At 68.6% G+C, this 4955-nt stretch carries 3 protein-coding genes; 2 read left to right on the top strand and 1 reads right to left on the bottom strand.

The window, feature by feature from the left end; translation table 11 throughout:
* Positions 1-91 precede the first annotated feature (91 nt).
* A complete protein-coding gene (locus ABZW96_RS37240) occupies positions 92-1267 on the bottom strand; it encodes an acyl-CoA dehydrogenase family protein (RefSeq protein ID WP_355081554.1) in 1176 nt (391 codons plus the stop codon).
* 123 nt (positions 1268-1390) lie between these two features.
* Here ABZW96_RS37240 and ABZW96_RS37235 point away from each other — a divergent pair, with 123 nt between their 5' ends.
* Entirely contained in the window at positions 1391-3190 is a 1800-nt protein-coding gene (locus ABZW96_RS37235; RefSeq protein ID WP_355081552.1) for a CoA transferase, read from the top strand.
* Entirely contained in the window at positions 3187-4839 is a 1653-nt protein-coding gene (locus ABZW96_RS37230; protein ID WP_355081550.1) for a class I adenylate-forming enzyme family protein, read from the top strand. Before ABZW96_RS37235 ends, ABZW96_RS37230 begins: the two co-directional genes overlap by 4 nt.
* The last annotated feature ends 116 nt before the right edge of the window (positions 4840-4955 follow it).

The following is a 4955-nucleotide window of genomic DNA, read 5'->3' as shown; positions in this document are numbered from 1 at the left end:
GTCCTGTGGGCCATGACCCTGGTCATGCGGCGCCGACTCGCCCGCCTCACAACCCACCCGATCCCGAAATGATCAGTTCATACACAGGCACTCAGCGCAACACCGACCTGGCCACGGAGGTGATATGCAGTTCGTCCGGACCATCCAGCAAGCGCGCCATCCGCCCCATTCGCAGCAGTCCCGGCAGCGCGGTATCCGGTCCCAGCCCGGCAGCCCCGTACACCTGGATCGCGGAATCAGCCACTTGTTGCAGCGTCCGCGCCGCGGCCACCTTCGCCAAACCGGATTCCACGCGAGCGTCATGACCTGCGTCGAGGAGCGCGGCGGCCTTGTGCACGAGCGGCCGGGTGCTCCGGATGGCCAACAGCGACTCGAAAACATGCTGCTGCACCAGCTGGCGTTCGGCCAGCGTTCCCGATGACTGACCGCGCGTGCGAGTTCGCTCGCACATCAGGTCATAGGCCCGCTGCGCCTGGCCGAGCCAGCGCAGGCAGCGCAACGTCCGGCCGAGCTGCAACCGCTGCCGCGCGATCGGCAACGCACGTCCCCGCTCGCCGATTAGATGGTCTTTCGGCAGCCGCACCTCGTCCAGGGCGATCTCCCACTGCCCACCAACGCCGAGGACCGGCAGCTCACGCACGAGCCGGAAGCCCGGAGCGTCCGTCGGCACCAGCAGCAACGACAGCCCATCCCGGTCCGACGCCCGCCCGTCGGTGCGAGCCAGCACCGTGATCACATCGGCGTCCTGGGCGCCGCTGACGAACCATTTGCGACCGGACAGCACCCACGAACCGTCCGGAGCCTCCGTCGCTCGGGTGGCCGTCAACGTCGGATCGGTGCCTGGTGTGTCGGGTTCGGTCATCGCGTACGCCGCATGCACTTCCCCGGAAACCAGTCGCTTCAGGTAGGTCTCCCGAACGCGGTCACCGGCATGACGCTGCAACATCCGCACATCCAACAGCGAGGCCGAGCCGAGCACCGCAGGCCCGTGGTCACTGGCGCCTTCGGCCTCGGCCAAGCACACGTACTCGGCGAACGAAAGTCCCCGACCACCAAATTCCCTCGGCAGCGGCAACGCCCACAGCCCTTCCGCCCGCGCGGCGTCGGCCAACTGCGAACGGGCTGCCGCAGCATCCGGGCCACCTGCGTCCAGCAGGATCTCTTGTGGCATCACTTGTTTCGCCACAAAGGCTTCCACACGCTCACGCAGCGACGTGCCGTCGATCGCGGCGGCGGACATACGGGTGTCGGATGCATACGGGTCCATGGCTTCTCCTCGTCTGCCGGGAACTCGACGTCCCCGCGCTGCGACTGCTGTTGTCCGCGGGAGTGGTCGGCGGCGATCGCCACCGAGTTCCCGCGGCGGTCACTCTGTTCGAGAAGGAGAGCCATGACACTCGGCGCTACGCGGACCTCCGACAACCAACTGACGGCGAAACCATTGGAGGGGGTGCAGCTCGAGACCGGTGGACCGCCGGGTCCGGTCTCGATCGCGGCGCAGCACCTGCGGTTGCTGGGCGCCGAACCTTCCACGGCCGACCATGACGCGCTGACTCTCACCGACCTCGACGGCGCGAGAGTCGAAACCCGCCTGTCCTGGGGCAGGCCGGACAGCGAGGTGTGCGATGAGGCGACAGCGCAGGCCGCCGCAGGACTGATGCTCGTGCACGGACGTCGCGACGGCTCACCCCGCGGACTGGCCGTGGACTACGTCTCGACCGCTTCCGGTGTGCTCGCCGTCCAAGGCCTGTTGGCCGCGCTCATCGGCCGCGCGAGGGGCACCTTGGTCACCTCGGCGGATGTCTCGCTCGATCGCGTGGCGCTGCTGACCGTCTCGCAGTACCTCGCCGCAGCGTGCGCCGAGGACGATGAAGCCAGCCCACTGGCGCCTGGTGGGCCACCGTTCACCACTGCCGACGGCGTTCGATTCGAACTCGAAGCACTGGACGTCGCGGTGTGGGCCGAATTCTGGCAGGCCATGCGAGCACCGATGCAAGCCGCACGAAAAGGCTGGCGACCCTTCCAGTTCCGCTATGCCACCGCCTGCGCTCCGATCCCCGACGAGCTGCATCACGCCACGCTGGCCAGCACGTGGGCACAGGTACAGGCAGCCGCGGCCGAATCCGGCGCCGACGTCTGCCGATTACACACCCTCGCCGAACGCTCGGCAGAACTGCACGGCGGCGGAGAATCGACGCTGCCCTGGGAACTGGCCGCCTACCCGGGGATCCCCGCGGCGATACCGGCACGCGGCCGATGTAGCGACGAGCGCCCTCTGGCGGGGTTCACCGTGCTCGAGGCAGGGCGTCGAGTCCAGGCCCCACTCGCCGCGCACCTGCTGGGGCTGCTCGGCGCGACCGTCGTGCGAATCGAACCGCCAGGCGGTGACCCGCTGCGTGGCATGCCACCCACCTGCTCGGACATCTCCGCACGCTGGCTGGCCCTCAACCGGGGCAAGGACGCGATCGAAATCGACATCAAGTCCCCCTCCGACCGACAGCGGTTGCTCGAACTGGCAGCCGACGCCGACGTCTTCCTACACAACTGGGCGCCCGGCAAAGCCGAGCAACTCGGGCTCGCCGCCGACACGCTGTCGGCCGCCAACCCGAGCCTGATCTACGCCTACACCAGCGGCTGGGCAGGACGGCTCCCCGACGCCCCCATGGGCACCGACTTCATGGTGCAAGCCCGCACCGCCGTCGGAGAGGCGGCCCGCCCAGCCGACGAACCACCGACACCGTCACTGATGACCCTGCTGGACGTGCTCGGCGGCATGCTGGGCGCCGAAGCGATTCTGGCCGGATTGCTGACCCGCGAACGCACCGGCCGCGGCGTGCGCGTGGAATCCTCCCTGTTGGCCGCCGCGCAACTACTGACCGCGCCGGCTCTGCGCCGGGCGCATGACGGTCTTCCCCTCCGTCACCCCGCCGGATTCCGTCGCCCGTTGCCGACCGCTGACGGGCTCATCGCACCCGCTGACGAGCACGCCGTCGCGGCAGCCGACACCGCGGCACAGGTGCGTGCGCTGTCCACCGACGACGCCTGCGCGATGCTTCGCGGCCGAGGCATCATCACCACCCCGGTGACCACCGATCTCACAACCCTGCCCACCGATTCTCGCTTCGCAGGCGCCATGGCACGCGACGAACACGGCGCCGTCGCCGTGTCGTCGCCTTGGAGGTTCCGATGAGCGTCGCACTGCACGATCTGGTCCCCCGCAAGCTACGCAGAACCTGGGCGGCCGACGGCAGCTACCCCGACCTCGACCTGTATTCGCTGTTCCGGGCACGCCGCTGCCAGCACCCGCACCGAACCGCACTGGTCGACAACGAAGGCGAGGTCAGCTACGCGGAATTGGACGCCCTGGCGCGGCAACTGGCCGCCGGTCTGGCCGCCCGAGGCGTACAAGCCGGCGATGTCGTCGGCATCCAGCTGCCGAATTGCCGCGCCGCTGTCATCGCAGACCTCGCTTTGGCCGCACTGGGCGCGGTAGCCCTGCCGTTCCCCGCCGGCCGCGGCATGCGCGAGGCCGAGTCGCTGCTGCGGAGATCGGAAGCCGTCGGTGTCCTGGCCGCCGCCCAGTTCCGTGGACACCACCACGCAACAGATCTCGCGCAGTTGCTCGGCCAATTGCCGACATTGCGTTTCGTAGTCTCCGTCGGTATCGACTTCGCGCCGAAAAGCTGTGTGCCTTTCGCCGAGCTGTTCCCTGGCGACTATGACGATTTCGTCCCGGATCGCCCCGATCCGGACGCGGCCGCTCGCATCCTGGTGTCCTCCGGGTCGGAGTCGGAACCGAAGATGGTCGCCTACTCTCATAACGCGCTGGCAGGCGGCCGCGGCAACTTCATGGCATCGCTGTTGACCGACGACCGACCGCCCCGCAGCCTGTTTCTCGTACCGCTCGCCACGGCGTTCGGCAGCAACGGCACGGCTGTGACGCTGGCCCGCCACGGCGGCGCGCTGATTCTGCTGGATCATTTCTCGCCAAGGGAAGCGTTGGCGTCGATCCAACGGCATCGTCCCACGCACGTGCTCGGCGTCCCCACCATGATCCGGATGATGCTCGAAAACGGCGCAGCCGAGACCGACACCTCCGCACTGACGGCACTGGTGCTCGGTGGTTCCCAACTCGACGCCACCACCGCCCGGGAGGCACAACAAGCATTCGGATGCACGGTGGTGAACCTCTACGGGTCGGCCGACGGCGTCAACTGTCACACGGACATCGACGAAATCGATTCCGGCGAAATCAATTCCGACGACGGGACTTCGGGAGTGCTGGTCGGGCGACCCGACCCGCGGGTGGCGCAGATCCGCATCGACCGGGTCGACACCGGCCGGACCGCGGCGCCGGGTGAAACCGGAGAAATAGTCGCCCGGGGCCCGATGACGCCGCTGTGCTACGTCGGGGACCCGCAATTGGACTCGCGTTATCGCACGAGCGACGGCTGGGTACGCACCGGTGACCTCGGCGTCCTCGACCCCGCAGGCCGGCTGCACGTGGTCGGGCGGCTCAAGGAGATCGTCATTCGCGGTGGCGCGAACATCAGCCCCGCCGAGGTCGAACGCATGCTGGCCACGCATCCCGATGTCCGCGACGTGGCGTGCATCGGCGTCCCCCACGACGTGCTCGGTGAGCGACTCGCGGCCTGCGTCGTGCCACGGCCGGGCAGCGTGCTCGACTTGGAAGGGCTGTGTGCTCATCTGGCCGCAAACGGCATGGAGCGCGGCAAACATCCCGAATCGCTCCTGCTGCTCGATGCCCTGCCGTTGACCCCTGCGGGCAAACCCGACCGCGCGGCTCTGCAAACACGGTTCACCACCGTCCAGCACTGAAAAACGGCGGGGCAGCCGTGGCTCTGCCGCAGGGACTGGAGACTCCGGTCGGCCAGCGCGGCGAGGCCTTGTCGGCGGGTGAACGCCAGCTCGTGGCCTTGGCCAGGACCGCACTG

This window comes from Nocardia sp. NPDC004168 (genome assembly GCF_040610355.1).
GTDB lineage: Bacteria > Actinomycetota > Actinomycetes > Mycobacteriales > Mycobacteriaceae > Nocardia > Nocardia sichangensis.
The sequence above is the reverse complement of the archived record's forward strand: the minus strand, read 5'-3'. Positions and strand labels throughout refer to the sequence as shown.